The sequence below is a fragment of the Streptomyces sp. NPDC031418 genome (genome assembly GCF_055581605.1).
Genome location: NZ_JBVIJC010000010.1, coordinates 74,817 through 88,267, shown reverse-complemented (window position 1 = coordinate 88,267; position 13,451 = coordinate 74,817). Strand labels below are relative to the sequence as shown.

General features: G+C 73.2%; 14 protein-coding genes. 9 read left to right on the top strand and 5 right to left on the bottom strand.

Translation table 11 applies throughout. The annotated features are described in order from the left end of the window. Positions 1-9 precede the first annotated feature (9 nt). The gene (locus ACZ5CZ_RS16380) at positions 10-1,464 is read left to right on the top strand and encodes a catalase (RefSeq protein WP_468943244.1); all 1,455 of its coding nucleotides are present in this window, start codon (positions 10-12) and stop codon (positions 1,462-1,464) included. Between the two features lie 109 nt (positions 1,465-1,573). Here ACZ5CZ_RS16380 and hisN read toward each other — a convergent pair whose 3' ends face one another. After that, on the bottom strand, positions 1,574-2,371 hold the full coding sequence (hisN, locus tag ACZ5CZ_RS16375; protein ID WP_385840096.1) for a histidinol-phosphatase: 798 nt from the start codon (positions 2,369-2,371) through the stop codon (positions 1,574-1,576). A 151-nt stretch (positions 2,372-2,522) separates the two neighbouring features. On the opposite strand from hisN, the gene ACZ5CZ_RS16370 reads away from it, so the two are divergent. Beyond that, positions 2,523-3,113 carry a TetR/AcrR family transcriptional regulator gene (locus ACZ5CZ_RS16370; protein WP_468943240.1) on the top strand — a complete coding sequence of 197 codons (591 nt, stop codon included), beginning with the start codon at positions 2,523-2,525 and terminating at the stop codon, positions 3,111-3,113. 149 nt (positions 3,114-3,262) lie between these two features. Here ACZ5CZ_RS16370 and ACZ5CZ_RS16365 read toward each other — a convergent pair whose 3' ends face one another. From ACZ5CZ_RS16365 to ACZ5CZ_RS16350, 4 genes are all read right to left on the bottom strand, one after another. Beyond that, complete coding sequence (locus ACZ5CZ_RS16365; protein ID WP_385840092.1) at positions 3,263-3,586, bottom strand: DMT family transporter; 324 nt, start codon at positions 3,584-3,586, stop codon at positions 3,263-3,265. Between the two features lie 84 nt (positions 3,587-3,670). Then, the gene (gene rsgA / locus ACZ5CZ_RS16360; RefSeq protein ID WP_385840091.1) at positions 3,671-4,681 is read right to left on the bottom strand and encodes a ribosome small subunit-dependent GTPase A; all 1,011 of its coding nucleotides are present in this window, start codon (positions 4,679-4,681) and stop codon (positions 3,671-3,673) included. Between the two features lie 14 nt (positions 4,682-4,695). Next, positions 4,696-6,012 carry a 3-phosphoshikimate 1-carboxyvinyltransferase gene (gene aroA / locus ACZ5CZ_RS16355; RefSeq protein WP_385840090.1) on the bottom strand — a complete coding sequence of 439 codons (1,317 nt, stop codon included), beginning with the start codon at positions 6,010-6,012 and terminating at the stop codon, positions 4,696-4,698. A gap of 94 nt (positions 6,013-6,106) precedes the next feature. After that, positions 6,107-6,829, bottom strand: coding sequence for a M50 family metallopeptidase (locus tag ACZ5CZ_RS16350; RefSeq protein ID WP_468943235.1), 723 nt, complete (start codon positions 6,827-6,829; stop codon positions 6,107-6,109). Between the two features lie 49 nt (positions 6,830-6,878). On the opposite strand from ACZ5CZ_RS16350, the gene ACZ5CZ_RS16345 reads away from it, so the two are divergent. The 7 genes from ACZ5CZ_RS16345 to ACZ5CZ_RS16315 all read left to right on the top strand — a co-directional run bounded on the left by ACZ5CZ_RS16345 (position 6,879) and on the right by ACZ5CZ_RS16315 (position 13,402). Beyond that, positions 6,879-7,694 (top strand): SOS response-associated peptidase, encoded by an 816-nt coding sequence (locus tag ACZ5CZ_RS16345; protein WP_385840087.1) that lies wholly within the window; start codon positions 6,879-6,881, stop codon positions 7,692-7,694. A gap of 1 nt (position 7,695) precedes the next feature. Further along, positions 7,696-8,322 (top strand): alpha/beta hydrolase family protein, encoded by a 627-nt coding sequence (locus tag ACZ5CZ_RS16340; protein ID WP_385840086.1) that lies wholly within the window; start codon positions 7,696-7,698, stop codon positions 8,320-8,322. 257 nt (positions 8,323-8,579) lie between these two features. Beyond that, on the top strand, positions 8,580-9,275 hold the full coding sequence (locus ACZ5CZ_RS16335) for a sigma-70 family RNA polymerase sigma factor (RefSeq protein ID WP_385840085.1): 696 nt from the start codon (positions 8,580-8,582) through the stop codon (positions 9,273-9,275). Continuing rightward, positions 9,272-9,574, top strand: a complete 303-nt coding sequence (gene rsrA / locus ACZ5CZ_RS16330) for a mycothiol system anti-sigma-R factor (RefSeq protein ID WP_385840083.1) — start codon at positions 9,272-9,274, stop codon at positions 9,572-9,574. Before ACZ5CZ_RS16335 ends, rsrA begins: the two co-directional genes overlap by 4 nt. Positions 9,575-9,696: 122 nt before the next feature. Further along, complete coding sequence (locus ACZ5CZ_RS16325; RefSeq protein WP_468943229.1) at positions 9,697-10,995, top strand: HD-GYP domain-containing protein; 1,299 nt, start codon at positions 9,697-9,699, stop codon at positions 10,993-10,995. Next, positions 10,992-12,323, top strand: coding sequence for an HD-GYP domain-containing protein (locus ACZ5CZ_RS16320; protein ID WP_468943227.1), 1,332 nt, complete (start codon positions 10,992-10,994; stop codon positions 12,321-12,323). Before ACZ5CZ_RS16325 ends, ACZ5CZ_RS16320 begins: the two co-directional genes overlap by 4 nt. 98 nt (positions 12,324-12,421) lie before the next feature. Continuing rightward, a complete protein-coding gene (locus ACZ5CZ_RS16315; protein ID WP_385840080.1) occupies positions 12,422-13,402 on the top strand; it encodes a tetratricopeptide repeat protein in 981 nt (326 codons plus the stop codon). Positions 13,403-13,451: the final 49 nt, after the last annotated feature.

Sequence of the window (13,451 nt, the reverse complement as noted above, 5' to 3'; positions counted from 1 at the left end):
GAGGCGCACGTGACGCAGGGACCGCTCACCACGGAGGCCGGTGCTCCGGTAGCCGACAACCAGAACAGCGAGACGGCGGGCGTCGGCGGACCGGTCCTGGTCCAGGACCAGCTCCTGCTGGAGAAGCTGGCGCACTTCAACCGCGAGCGCATCCCGGAGCGGGTGGTGCACGCCCGGGGCGCGGGCGCCTACGGCACCTTCACCGTGACCGCCGACGTCACGCCGTACACCCGGGCCGCCTTCCTCTCCGAGGTCGGCAAGGAGACCGAGGTCTTCCTGCGCTTCTCGACCGTGGCCGGCAACCTCGGCGCGGCGGACGCCGTCCGCGACCCGCGCGGCTTCGCGGTGAAGTTCTACACCGAAGAGGGCAACTACGACCTCGTCGGCAACAACACCCCGGTCTTCTTCATCCGGGACGCGATCAAGTTCCCCGACTTCATCCACACCCAGAAGCGGGACCCGTACACGGGCAGCACGGAGCCGGACAACGTCTGGGACTTCTGGAGCCTGAGCCCGGAGAGCACCCACCAGGTCACCTGGCTGTTCGGCGACCGCGGCATCCCGGCGTCGTACCGTCACATGGACGGCTTCGGCTCGCACACCTTCCAGTGGAGCAACGAGGCGGGCGAGGTCTTCTGGGTCAAGTACCACTTCAAGACCGACCAGGGGATCAAGAACCTCACCGCCGAGGAGGCCGAGATCCTCGCGGGCAAGGACCCCGACTCGCACCAGCGCGATCTGCGGGAGGCCATCGAGCGCGGCGAGTTCCCGTCCTGGACCGTGGGCGTGCAGATCATGCCGGCGGCCGACGCGGCGACGTACCGCTTCAACCCGTTCGACCTGACCAAGGTGTGGCCGCACGGGGACTACCCGGTCGTCGAGATCGGCCGGCTGGAGCTGAACCGCAACCCGCGGAACGTCTTCGCCGAGGTCGAGCAGTCGGTCTTCTCGCCGGCGCACTTCGTGCCGGGCATCGGCCCCTCGCCCGACAAGATGCTCCAGGGCCGGCTCTTCGCCTACGGCGACGCGCACCGCTACCGCGTCGGCATCAACGCCGACCATCTGCCGGTGAACCGCCCGCACGCCACCGAGGCGCGCACCAACTCCCGGGACGGCTTCCTCTACGACGGCCGGCACGGCGGGGCGAAGAACTACGAGCCGAACAGCTTCGGCGGGCCGCAGCAGACCGGCCGAGCGCTGTGGCAGCCGTTCGACGGCTTCACCGCGGGCACCGGCTCCCACCCGACGCCGGTGCACGCCGAGGACGACGACTTCGTGCAGGCGGGCAACCTCTACCGGCTGATGTCGGAGGAGGAGAAGGAGCGGCTCGTCGCGAACCTCGCGGGCGCCATCTCCCAGGTCTCGCGCGAGGACATCGTGGAGCGGGCGATCGGCAACTTCGCGAACGCCGACGCCGACTTCGGCAAGCGGCTGGAGACGGCGGTGCGGGCGCTGCGCGGCTGAGCCGCCGGCACGCGCGTGCCGTGCAGACCTGGGTAGCTCCCAGGCGGGCCGGATCCCTGGTGCTCGGGGTCCGGCCCGTTTCGTTCGTACGATTTCTCCGCGCGGGGGGTCAGCGCCGGCCGAGGTGGCCCAGCAGCTCGTCGTGGAGCAGGCCGTTGGACGCGGCCGCGTTGCCGCTGTGCGGACCGGGACGGCCGTCGAGGCCGGTGAAGGTGCCGCCCGCCTCGGTGACGATGATCGCGTTGGCGGCCATGTCCCACAGCGACAGCTCCGGCTCCGCGCAGATGTCCACCGAGCCCTCCGCGACCATCATGTACGGCCAGAAGTCGCCGTACGCGCGCGTGCGCCACACCTGGCGGGTCAGGTCCAGGAAGCCGTCCAGCCGGCCCTGCTCCTCCCAGCCGGAGAGCGAGGAGTACGCGAAGGACGCGTCGGCGAGCGTGCCGACGCGGGAGACGTGGATGCGGGTCGCGGAGGTCAGGTTGCGGCCGGTGAAGGCGCCGTGGCCCTTCGCGGCCCACCAGCGGCGGCCGAGGGCGGGGGCGGAGACGAGGCCGACGACGGGGTGGTAGCCGCCCTCGCCCGCCTCCATGAGCGCGATGAGGGTGGCCCAGACCGGAACACCGCGGACGTAGTTCTTGGTGCCGTCGATCGGGTCGATCACCCAGCGGCGGGGGCCGGAGCCCTCGATGCCGTACTCCTCGCCCAGGACCGCGTCCCTCGGGCGGGCGCGCTGGAGCTGGCCGCGGATCAGTTCTTCCGCCGCCTTGTCCGCTTCGCTCACCGGGGTCATGTCCGGCTTCGTCTCCACCTTCAGGTCGAGGGCCTTGAAGCGGTCCATGGTGGCGGCGTCGGCCGCGTCCGCGAGAACGTGGGCGAGGCGCAGGTCGTCGAGGTAGTCCGGCATGCAAGGAACGGTATCGGTGGTCGTCCGTACCGGGCCACCGGGGGCCGCGTGTCCGCGCGCCGGCCCGTCGGGCGGGCGGTGACGGGAGGCCTTGACAGTGCATACGGGCGCGTCAAACCTGGGCGCAGAGCCGTTGCCCGCTGGGGAGGCGATGATGCCAGCTCGGGAGTCGCTCCTGGACGCCGCCTACCGGGCCCTCGCGCAGCGGCCGTGGTCCGCGGTGCGGATGGTCGACGTGGCGGCGGCGGCCGGGGTGTCCCGGCAGACGCTCTACAACGAGTTCGGCAGCAAGGACGGGCTGGCCCGGGCGCTGGTGCGGCGGGCGGCGGACGGCTATCTCGCCGGGGTCGAGCGGGTGCTGCGCGAGCGGGCCGGGGCGGGGGTGGGGGAGCGGCTGGTCGCCGTCGGGGAGTGGACGGTCGCCGCGGCGCGGGACGACGTGCTGGTACGGGCCATGCTGACCGGCTGCTGGAGCGAGCGGTTGCCCAGGCCGCGGCTGGCCGCCGTGCCGTCCGCCTCCGGGGTGCCGGAGCAGCGGAGGGCGGATGCGGTGTTGCCTTCGCCGGGCGATTTTGTGCGGATGGTGCGGGAGCGGGTGGTGGGGGCGGGGGATGCGGAGGGGGTTGGGCGGGCGTGTGAGTTGGCTGTGCGGGTTGCGGTGTCGTGTGTGGCGGCGCCGGTGGGGGAGGGGGGTGTGGGGGAGTTGGTGCGGGCGGTGGTAGGTGTGACCGGTGTTGGATGAGGTGTCGGTGTGGGGGTGGGTCGAGGCGCTGCTCGCTGTGAGGTGCCGCTGCGCCCACCCTCCCCCAAGCTCTCGGCTTCGCTCGAGCAGGGGGTACCCCCATCGCCCTTGGCGGCACGACTGCCCGCAGCTGCGGCCGTATGTCTCGACTAGTGGGCGGAGCCCGAGAGTTGGAGGCCGATGACGCCCATGATGACCAGGGTGATGGAGACGATCTTCAGGGTGGAGACCAGGTCGCCGAGGAAGACCATGCCGTAGATCGCGGTGCCCGCCGCGCCGATGCCGGTCCAGACCGCGTACGCCGGGCCGACGTCCAGCTTCTTGAGGGACAGGGTGAGCAGACCGAAGCTGCCGAGGGCGAAGGACGCGAAGGCGATCGTCGGCCACAGGCGGGTGAAGCCGTGCGAGAGCTTCAGGCACACGGCGAAACCGGTCTCCAGGATCCCGGCGACGATGACCAGCAGCCACGCCATGTGCTGTCCTCCCGTTGGTCCGGATCTCCGGCTCGGTGCGATTATGCACTTGCCTGACTCACGGCCCGTCAAACAACGCGGGACTCAGTCGCCTTCCCGGGCTTCGCGCGTGGCCAGCAGCCGGCGCAGGGAGTACAGCCGCGCCTGGTCCGCGTGGCCCTCCTCGACCCAGGCGTCCAGGGCGCAGTCCGGCTCGTCGTGGCTGCACGCGCGCGGGCAGCCCGCGGTGCCGGGTTCGAGGTCCGGGAAGGCGTGGATGACCCGGGACGGATCGACGTGCGCCAGGCCGAAGGACCGTACGCCCGGGGTGTCGATCACCCAGCCCTCCGCGGCGGACAGCGGCAGCGCCAGCGCCGAGGTGGTGGTGTGGCGGCCGCGGCCGGTCACCGCGTTCACATGGCCCGTCATACGCCGACGGTCTTCCGGAACCAGCGCGTTGACCAGAGTCGTCTTGCCGACGCCGGAGTGGCCGACGAACGCGGTGATCCTGCCGTCCAGGTACTCCCGCACCCGGTCCGCCGCGTCGCCGTTCTCCAGCTCCTCGCGGCTGGTGACGACATAGGGGATGTCCAGGGCGCCGTACAGCTCCAGCAGCTTGTCCGGGGGCGCCAGGTCCGACTTGGTCATCACCAGCAGCGGCTCCAGGCCGCCGTCGTAGGCGGCGACCAGGCAGCGGTCGATCAGCCGCGGGCGGGGCTCGGGGTCGGCGAGGGCCGTGACGATGGCCAGCTGGTCGGCGTTGGCGACGACCACGCGCTCGTACGGGTCGTCGTCGTCGGCCGTGCGGCGCAGGACCGACGCGCGCGGTTCGATGCGGACGATGCGGGCGAGGGTGTCCTTCTTGCCGGACAGGTCGCCCACCAGGGCCACCCGGTCACCGACGACCGCGGCCTTGCGGCCCAGTTCGCGGGCCTTCATGGCCATCACCGGCCGGTCCTCGACCAGGCAGGTCAGCCGGCCCCGGTCGACGGTGAGGACCATGCCCTCGGCCGCGTCCTCGTGCTTGGGCCGGATGTGGGTGCGCGGCCGGTTGCCCTTGCGGTTGGGGCGGCTGCGGATGTCGTCCTCGTCGGTGTGCTTGCCGTAGCGGCGCATGGCGTACGTCGTCCCTACTGCCCGAGCATCCCGGTCCACAGCTCGGGGAAGTCCGGCAGGGTCTTCGCCGTCGTCGCCACGTTCTCGATCCGCACGCCCTCCACGGCGAGACCGATCACCGCGCCGGCCGTCGCCATGCGGTGGTCCTCGTAGGTGTGGAACACACCGCCGTGCAGCGGGCGCGGGCGGATGTGCAGGCCGTCGGCGGTCTCGGTGACATCGCCGCCGAGTTCGTTGATCTCCTTGGTGAGCGCGGCCAGCCGGTCGGTCTCGTGCAGCCGCAGATGGGCCACGCCCCGCAGGGTGGACGGGGAGTCGGCGAGGGCGGCGACCGCGGCGATGCCCGGGGTCAGCTCGCCCACGTCGCCCAGGTCCACATCGATGCCGTGGATGGCACCCGAACCGGTGAACTCCAGCCCGTAGTCGGTGAGTTCGCAGGAGCCACCCATCTCGGTGAAGATCTCCCGCAACCGGTCGCCCGGCTGGGTGGTCCGGGCCGGCCAGTCCGGGATCAGCACCTTGCCGCCCGTCACCAGGGCCGCCGCGAGGAACGGCTGCGCGTTGGACAGGTCCGGCTCGATCGTCAGGTCCCGGCCGAGCAGCGCGCCCGGCGTCACCCGCCACACGTTCGGCTCGCCGCCGGACTCCGGGGTGTCCACCTGGGCGCCGACCGCGCGCAGCATGTCCACGGTCATCCGGATGTGCGGCAGGGAGGGCAGGGTCGCCCCGGTGTGGCGGACCTCGACCCCCTGGTTGAAGCGGGGGCCGGACAGCAGCAGGGCGGACACGAACTGGGACGAGGACGAGGCGTCGACCGACACCGGGCCGCCCTCCAGGGCCCCGCCGCCGTGCACCGTCAGCGGCAGCGCGCCCCGGCCGTCGTCGTCGATCCGGGCGCCGAGCGCGCGCAGCGCGTCGATCACACCGTGCAGGGGGCGCTCGTACGACCGGGGGTCGCCGTCGAACCGGACCGGGCCGTCGGCCAGCGCGGCCACCGGCGGCACGAAGCGCATCACCGTGCCCGCGTTGCCGACGTCGATCGTGGCCGGGCCGCGCAGGCCGGCCGGCAGCACCCGCCAGGCCTCGCCGGTGCCGTCCGGGCCGACGCCCTCCTCGATCTCGATGCCCATCGCGCGCAGGGCACCGGCCATCAGCAGGGTGTCGCGGGAGCGCAGCGGGCGGCGCAGCCAGCCGGGCTCGGAGGCCAGGGCGGCGAGGATCAGGGCGCGGTTGGTGACCGACTTGGACCCCGGCACGTGGACCGTCGCGTCGACGGCTCCGCTCGCGTGCGGGGCGGGCCAGAGTGCGGTGGAGGCGGTGTTCGGGGCCATGGGGCCACTTTATAAGGAGGGCGGGGCGGCAACCCCCCGGCAGCAGCCGGCGCCCTTCGCCGATCCCGGCCCCCTCCGGCGCCCCGCCCCGGTCTCACCACCCCGTCAGCCACCGCCCGCCGCCGATCAGCGACGACAGCGACACCGCGTGGAAGAGGAACAGCCACAGGCCCGCCGGGACATGGGTGAGCCGGGACAGCTGGTCGGCGTCCGAGTCCCCGGCCCCTCCCCGGGACCGCTTCAGCTGGAGCTCGAACGGCGGCCGTACCCCGCCCAGCAGCAGGAACCACACCACCGCGTACGCGAACGCGGCCTGCACCTGGGGCCCCGCGAGCCACGACACCAGCACGAAGGTGCCGCCGGTCAGCAGCATGGTCAGCACGCCGTACGCGTTGCGGATCATGACCAGCATCACCAGCAGCAGGGCCGTGGCCACCCACAGCAGCAGGGTGATGCGGCCGGCGGCCAGCAGGGCCGCCCCGCCCAGGCCCAGGAGCGAGGGCGCGGTGTAGCCGGCCGCGGCGGTGAGGATCATGCCCAGCCCGTACGGCTTGCCCCGGCTGACCGTGAGGCCGCTGGTGTCGGAGTGCAGCCGGATGCCGGTGAGCTGCCGGCCGGTGACCAGGGCGACCAGGCCGTGCCCGCCCTCGTGCGCGATGGTGATCGCGTTGCGGGATATCCGCCACACCGGCTGCGGGGCCACCACGGCGAACGCCGCCGCCAGCGTGGCCAGGACGACCCACTGGTCGGGAGCCGGCTGGGTTCCGGTGAGCCGGTCCCAGAGGTCGGGCAGCGCGAGGGCGGCGAGGCTGTCCATGGTCCGAGTGGCTCCCTGTCGTCGTACGAGGTCTGGCAGTGTGGCACTTATGTGCGGACGGTATGCATCGAGTCGTAGGCCCGAGGATCTCGCAGGAGTCTTTGAGGTGGAGAAATGGGAGCCTGAGGAGACTCTGGAGCCGGACTACAACGTGGCGCCGACCAAGGAGGTCTACGCCGTTCTCGACCGTCCTCTGAAAGACGCGGACTCCCCGCGTCCGGTTCGCCAGCTGCGCAAGCTGAAGTGGGGGCTGGTGCCGTCCTGGGCCAAGACGCCCGAGGGCGGTGCCCGGATGATCAACGCGCGCGCCGAGACCGTGCACGAGAAGCCCGCCTACCGGCGCGCCTTCGCCGCCCGCCGCTGCATCCTGCCCGCCGACGGCTACTACGAGTGGGTCACCGGCGGCCAGGAGCGCGAGCTGGAGGTCGAGGGCAGGCGAAAGCGGCCGCGCAAGCAGCCGTACTTCGTGCTGCCCGCCGACGGCTCGGTGTTCGCGATGGCCGGGCTGTACGAGTTCTGGCGGGACCGGACCCTGCCCGACGACCATCCGCAGGCCTGGTGGGTGACCTGCTCGGTGATCACCACGGAGGCGGAGCGGACCCCGCTGGCCGTGGCCCCGGCCGAGGGCCCGTCCTCCCTCGCCGACATCCACCCCCGGATGCCCCTGATGCTCACCCCGGACCGCTGGGACGCCTGGCTCGACCCCGCCCGCACCGACCCCGACGCCCTGCGCGAGCTGCTCGCCCCGCCCCCGCCCGGCCTGATGCGCGCCTACCCGGTCTCCACCGCCGTCAGCAACGTCCGCAACAACGGTCCGGAGCTGCTGAAGGAGCTGGAGGCGCCGGAAGAGGGCACACTCTTCTAGCGTGATCGAGATTGTCGAGACCGAGACCGGGACCGCCCGCATCACCTGGCACAAGGCGCAGCGGGCCCGGCTGGTGCTGGCCGTGAGCCATGGCGCCGGCGGCGGCGTCGAGGCGCGCGACCTCCAGGCGCTCGCGCGGGTGCTGCCCGGCCACGGGGTGACCGTCGCCCTGGTCGAGCAGCCCTGGCGGGTCGCCGGGAAGAAGGTCGCCCCCGCGCCGAAGACGCTGGACGCCGGGTGGCGCGGGGTGTGGCCCGCGCTGTCCGGGATGGCGCTGCCGGTGATCTCCGGCGGCCGCAGCGCCGGGGCCCGGGTCGCCTGCCGTACGGCGACCGAGCTGGGCGCGCACGCCGTGCTCGCGCTGAGCTTCCCGCTGCACCCGCCGGGCAAGCCGGAGAAGTCCCGTGCCGAGGAGCTGCTGGGTGCCGGGGTGCCGACGCTGGTCGTCCAGGGCGGGAACGATCCGTTCGGGAAGCCGGAGGAGTTCCCGGAGGGCGGCCACGAGCTGATCGAGGTGCCGTACGGCGATCACGGCTTCGCCGTCCCCAAACGGGCGGAGATCACCCAGGAGGAGGCCCTCGCGGTCATCACCGACGGTGTCGCCGCGTGGGTCGCGTCACTCGGGTGACGGCCGGGAATGCCGCGGGGCGGCCCGCTGTTGTGGCGGACAGACGTGCTGAGGCCTCGGCACCGAACGTCGTCTGAGAGGAAGTCCGCCGCATGGGTTCGACCATCTGCCCGAGCCGCAGCAGCCGCACTGACCTGGACTGGACGGTGCTGCACGCGGCGAAGACCGCGCCAATTCGAGCGGCGGCGGGCACGGGTCGTGTTCTATCCTCCGAATCGAGTGGGACCGGTTTCGGTCCTGCCCGGGATCTTGAGGAGGTGGGTCCGGTCACTGGGACCGACGCAGGGACCGACAACGGCCAGGCGGAGCTGCCCGAGGGCCAGGGCATGAGCGCGGGGGCGTCCGCCGAGACGTCCGCGGAGCGCAGTGCGCGCTTCGAGCGGGACGCGCTCGAATTCCTCGACCAGATGTACTCGGCGGCGCTGCGCATGACGCGCAACCCGGCCGATGCCGAGGACCTGGTGCAGGAGACGTACGCCAAGGCGTACGCGTCCTTCCACCAGTTCCGTGAGGGCACCAACCTCAAGGCGTGGCTGTACCGCATCCTCACCAACACCTTCATCAACTCCTACCGCAAGAAGCAGCGTGAGCCGCAGCGCTCCGCCGCGGAGGAGATCGAGGACTGGCAGCTCGCCCGCGCCGAGTCGCACATGTCGACGGGTCTGCGCTCCGCCGAGTCGCAGGCGCTCGACCACCTGCCCGACTCGGACGTGAAGGAAGCGCTCCAGGCGATCCCCGAGGAGTTCCGCATCGCCGTCTATCTCGCGGACGTAGAGGGCTTTGCGTACAAGGAGATCGCGGACATCATGGGGACACCCATCGGTACGGTGATGTCCCGGCTGCACCGGGGCCGCCGGCAGCTGCGCGGCATGCTGGAGGATTACGCCCGTGAGCGCGGGCTGGTGCCGGCGGGCGCCGGGGAGTCGAACGAAGCGAAAGGTTCGGGCTCATGAGCTGCGGAGATCCGCACGAGACGGACTGCAGTGAGGTCCTCGACCATCTGTACGAGTTCCTCGACAGTGAGATGCCGGAAGTCGATCGCGACAAGTTCCGGCACCACATCGAGGAATGCTCGCCGTGCCTGGAGAAGTACGGCTTGGAACAGGCCGTGAAGAAGCTCGTGAAGCGGTGCTGCGGCCATGACGACGTGCCCGCCGACCTGCGCGCCAAGGTCATGGGCCGGCTCGAACTGCTGCGCGCCGGGCGGCCCGTGCCCGACCACGACGTCACCGCCCCGGCCGCAGAGGGCTGAGCCGCCCCGCCGGACCACCGGCCCGCATCACCCGAACGTGCTAATCCTCAGGTCATAAGCCCCGCACCACCGCATTCCGCCCTAGGCTCCCAGCCGGGAAGGCACGGTCGGGGAGGGGCGTGATGGAGGCGGTACCGGCGAGGGCACGCGCCTGTGTGGCCTGCGCCGTCCTGCTCGCCGCGCTCTGCGTGCTGCCGCTGCCGGCGACCCGCGCCCCCTGGTGGGCGCTCGGTCTGCTCGCCGCGCTCTACGCCGTCTGTGAGCACGCCGTACACCGCCGCTTCGACACGACCTTCTATCCCGTGCTGCTCGCGGGGGCGTTCCTGCTGCCCCCGCCGGCCGCCGCGCTCGTCCCGCTGCCCGCCGCGCTGCTCGCCCCGGGCGGCCACCGGCCCGCGTGGGCCCGGCGCGGCTGGCGGGCCGCACGGTCCGCGCTCGCCGTGTGGGCCGCGGCCCGGGTGCACTGGTCCCTCGGCGGCCGGCATGCTGTGGTCACCCCCGACTTCCCCTACGTGCTGCTGCCCGCGGGCGCCGCCGTGCTCGCCTTCTGCCTGGTGCTCACCGTCCTCGACGGCGCACTGCGCGCCGCGGCCGGGCCGGTGCCGCCGCGCCGGGCCTGGCGCGGACTGCTCTCCCGCTCGCTCGCACCCGTCGCGGTGCACGGACTCGCCGGGCTGATGATGGCCGTGCTGTGGCGCAGCCGGTACGGCCCGGTCGCCGCGCTCCTGGTGCTGCTGCCGATGTGCGTCTCCTGGTGGGTGTTCGCCCAGTACCACCGCGAACGCGCCGCCCACCAGGCCACCATCCGCGCCCTGGTGCAGGCCGTCGACATCAAGGACGGTTACACCCGCGGCCACAGCGAACGCGTCGGCCGCGCCTCCGTGCTGATCGCCCGCGAACTCGGCATGGACGACGACCGCGTCGAGGTGCTGCGCTTCGCCGGCATCCTGCACGACGTCGGCAAGCTCGGGGTGCCCACCCGGCTGCTGCGCAAGGACGGCCCGCTCACCCCCGAGGAGCGACGGGTCATCGAACTGCATCCCGAGTACGGCCATGAGATGGTCCGCGGGATCTCCTTCCTCGGCGAGGCCCGCGCCGCGATCCTGCACCACCACGAGCGCCTCGACGGCAGCGGCTACCCCTACGGCCTGGCCGGCGGCCAGATCCCCGAGTGCGCCCGGGTCGTCGCCGTCGCCGACGCCTTCGACGCCATGACCTCCACCCGCACCTACAGCAGGGCCCGCCCGGTCGAGGCGGCCCTCGCCGAACTGGAGCGCTGCGCGGGCAGCCAGTTCGACCCGCGCATGGTCCGCGCGCTCGTCCGGGCGCTCGACTGCCACGGCTGGCACCCCGCCGTCACCGCCGACGAACCGGCGTACCCGGGCCCGGGCGGCCGGCCCGTCACCGGGGCCTCCCGGTGACCGCGCTGCGGCTCGTGCACGGCGCCGCCGCCCTCGCCGCGGGCGGCGCCCTCGCCGTCACCCTGTGGGGCGGCCTGGCGGAGCCCGGCGTCGCGCTCACCTTCGGCGTGCTCATAGCCGTCGGCGAGCTGGCCCTCCCGCAGGCGCTCCCCTACGTCCGCGCGGGCGGCACCCCTGCCAGCGGCGTCGAGGCGCGCCAGGCCGCACCGCTCGGCACCGCCGGCTCGCTGTCGTACGCCCTGCTCGGCGCCGACGCCGGACACCCCACCCATCACGGCCCCGCCCAGGTCGTCAGCGTCGTGCTCGCCGCCGCCCTGATCGGTGCCGTCCCGCACGTGTGGCGCGGCCGCGGCGACGCCCCGGACCATCTGGCCCGCCGGATCCTCACCGTCGGCTTCGCCGCCGTCTGCTTCCAACCCCTCTCCAACCGGGGGGTGTTCACCTCCTGGAGCGGCCCCGCCTACGCGCTGCTCCTGATCGCCGTGCTCGGCCTGACCGCGCTGTGCGACGCCGTGCTCGCCGCCGCCCTCGCCCACTGCCGCACCGGCTGGCCGTTCGCCCCGCTGTTGCGCGAGGAACTGCGCGGGCTGCTCGGCATCGGCTCCGCCGTGTGCGCGACCGGCGCCGTCATCGCGCTCGCGGTCGCCGTCGTCGGCCTGTGGGCGCTGCCGGTGTTCTGCCTGCCCCTGCTGCTCACCCAGCTGTCCCTGCGCCGGTACGCGGCCGTCCGTGCCACCTACCGGCAGACCATCGCCTCGCTGGCCCGGGCCACCGAGGTCGCCGGATACACCCCGGCCGGGCACGCCCGCCGGGTGGCCGCGCTGAGCCTCGCCGTGGGGCGGGACCTGGGGCTGACCGGGCCGGAACTGACCGTGCTGGAGTACGCGGCCCTGATGCACGACATCGGCCAGCTCAGCCTGGTCGACCCGGTCCCGGCCGGGGCCACCGCCGGGCTGCCCATGGCCGAGCAGCGGCGGATCGCCCTGCTCGGCGGGGCCGTCGTACGGCAGACCGGGGTGGACCCGGCCGTCGCCGTCGTGGTGGAGCGGCAGGCCGACCCGTGCGCCGAGCAGCCGCTGGCCGCCCGGATCGTGCGGGCCGTGAACGCCTACGAGGAGAGGACCAGGGATGCCGGTCCGCAGGGGCCGCTGCGGGCGCTGGAGGAGCTGCGGCTCAGCACCGCCGGGCAGTACGCGCCCGAGGTCGTGGAGTCGCTCGCCCGGGTGCTGGCCCAGCCGCGCGGCCGCTCGGGAACCGGCCCGGAGGGGGCCGCGGGGAGACGTACGGCACTGTCTGACCCGGCCCCCGGCTGGGTAACCCATGGGTAATGAGCGCCTTTCCCACCGTACGTGGTTGGATGCGAGGGAGAGGGTGTCCGGGGGCAGAGCCAGCCCACTGTGTGATCTGGAACTGGCAGGCGGGAATCGTGAGGATCTTCGGAAAGGGACGGCACCGGCCCTCCGCCTCCTGGCGGCAGGCCACGGACCGCGCGTTCACACTCATCGGCGACGGCCGCTACGAGGACGCGGGCGAGCTGCTGACACGCGCTGCCGACCTGGAACCCTGGCTGTCGGAGTCCTGGTTCAACCTCGCCCTGCTGCACAAGTTCCGGCACGACTGGGAGCAGGCCCGCGCCGCCGGGCTGCGCGCCGTCGCCCTGCTCGAGCGGGAGAGCGGGGCGCCCGACTGGTGGAACGTCGGCATCGCCGCGACCGCGCTCCAGGACTGGCCGCTGGCCCGCCGCGCCTGGCAGGCGTACGGCCTGAAGGTGCCCGGCGGGGCCACCGCCTCCGGCGAGCCGCTCGGCATGGCGCTCGGCAGCGCGGCCGTACGGCTCTCCCCGGAGGGCGAGGCCGAGGTGGTGTGGGGCCGCAGGCTGGACCCGGCCCGGATGGAGGTCCTCTCCATCCCGCTGCCCTCCTCCGGGCGGCGCTGGGGCGAGGTGGTGCTGCACGACGGCGTCCCGCACGGCGAGCGCACCACGTCGGCCGGGCACGCCTACCCGGTCTTCGACGAGATCGAGCTGTGGGCGCCGTCGCCCGTCCCCACCTGGGTGGTGCTGCTGGAGGCGGCCACGGAGGCGGACCGGGACGCGCTGGAGCAGCTGGCGGCCGACGCCGGGTTCGCCGCGGAGGACTGGTCCTCCTCGGTGCGGCTGCTGTGCCGGATGTGTTCCGAGTCCCGGATGCCCTCCGACGAGGGGGAGGGGATCCATCTCGACCCGCACGACCACAGCGAGCCGGGGCATCCGGGGCCGCTGGGACACCGGACGGACGGGCAGCTGTGGGTGCCGGAGCGGGAGTGCGGGGTGGCCGCGCCGGCCTCGCTGGTCCGGGGCCTGCTGGACGGGTGGGTCGCGGACAGCCCGGACTCCAGGGACTGGCGGGATCTCGAAGAGGTTTGCTGAGCCGACGGCGACCGGCCCCCTTTAGGCTGTAGTCGCAGAATTTTCCAGG

Excerpts from the sequence above, each read along its gene's own strand:
- hisN (WP_385840096.1), bottom strand. The coding sequence starts at position 2,371 with ATGCCGGACTACCTCGACGACCTGCGCCTCGCCCACGTTCTCGCGGAC.
- ACZ5CZ_RS16370 (WP_468943240.1), top strand. The coding sequence starts at position 2,523 with ATGATGCCAGCTCGGGAGTCGCTCCTGGACGCCGCCTACCGGGCCCTC.
- ACZ5CZ_RS16365 (WP_385840092.1), bottom strand. The coding sequence starts at position 3,586 with ATGGCGTGGCTGCTGGTCATCGTCGCCGGGATCCTGGAGACCGGTTTC.
- rsgA (WP_385840091.1), bottom strand. The coding sequence starts at position 4,681 with ATGCGCCGCTACGGCAAGCACACCGACGAGGACGACATCCGCAGCCGC.
- aroA (WP_385840090.1), bottom strand. The coding sequence starts at position 6,012 with ATGGCCCCGAACACCGCCTCCACCGCACTCTGGCCCGCCCCGCACGCG.
- ACZ5CZ_RS16350 (WP_468943235.1), bottom strand. The coding sequence starts at position 6,829 with ATGGACAGCCTCGCCGCCCTCGCGCTGCCCGACCTCTGGGACCGGCTC.
- ACZ5CZ_RS16345 (WP_385840087.1), top strand. The coding sequence starts at position 6,879 with ATGTGCGGACGGTATGCATCGAGTCGTAGGCCCGAGGATCTCGCAGGA.
- rsrA (WP_385840083.1), top strand. The coding sequence starts at position 9,272 with ATGAGCTGCGGAGATCCGCACGAGACGGACTGCAGTGAGGTCCTCGAC.
- ACZ5CZ_RS16325 (WP_468943229.1), top strand. The coding sequence starts at position 9,697 with ATGGAGGCGGTACCGGCGAGGGCACGCGCCTGTGTGGCCTGCGCCGTC.